Here is a 588-nt window from a genome sequence, read left to right as displayed (position 1 = left end):
TCCGCGCCATCATCCACACCGCCGGCATCACCGACGACGCCACCATCACCACCCTCACCCCCCAACGCCTCGACACCGTCCTCGCCCCCAAAGCCCACGCCGCCCACCACCTCCACGACCTCACCCTCCAACTCGGCCTCGACCTCACCCACTTCATCCTCTTCTCCTCCATCACCGCCACCCTCGGCACCCCCGGCCAAGCCAACTACGCCGCCGCCAACGCCTACCTCGACGCCCTCGCCCACCACCGCCACACCACCGGACTCCCCGCCCAATCCCTCGCCTGGGGACTCTGGGAACAAACCAGCACCATGACCGCCACCCTCCACACCACCGACCACCAACGCCTCACCCGCACCGGCATCACCCCCCTCACCAACCACGACGGCCTCACCGCCTTCGACACCGCCCTCACCACCCCACTCACCAACCCCATCCCCGCCCACCTCAACACCCGCACCCTCCGCACCACCAACCCCACCACCCTCCCCACCGTCCTCCGCCACCTCACCACCCCCACCACCACCCGAACCACCGCCACCACCACAACCACCACCCCCCTCACCAACCTCACCACCCTCACCCCCA

1 protein-coding gene and 1 pseudogene are annotated in these 588 nt (G+C 69.4%); both read left to right on the top strand.

Annotated elements, in window-relative coordinates; genetic code table 11:
* Nucleotides 1-8: 8 nt before the first annotated feature.
* Nucleotides 9-239, top strand: a pseudogene (locus IE332_RS41700) (KR domain-containing protein); the annotation flags it as partial.
* A 72-nt stretch (nucleotides 240-311) separates the two neighbouring features.
* Nucleotides 312-588 (top strand): hypothetical protein (locus tag IE332_RS41695; protein ID WP_229929327.1); only part of this gene is annotated, 277 nt, incomplete at its 3' end.

The sequence above is a fragment of the Kitasatospora xanthocidica genome, from assembly GCF_014656195.1.
Classification (GTDB): Bacteria; Actinomycetota; Actinomycetes; order Streptomycetales; family Streptomycetaceae; genus Kitasatospora; species Kitasatospora xanthocidica.
This window is presented reverse-complemented; position numbering and strand designations above follow the sequence as displayed.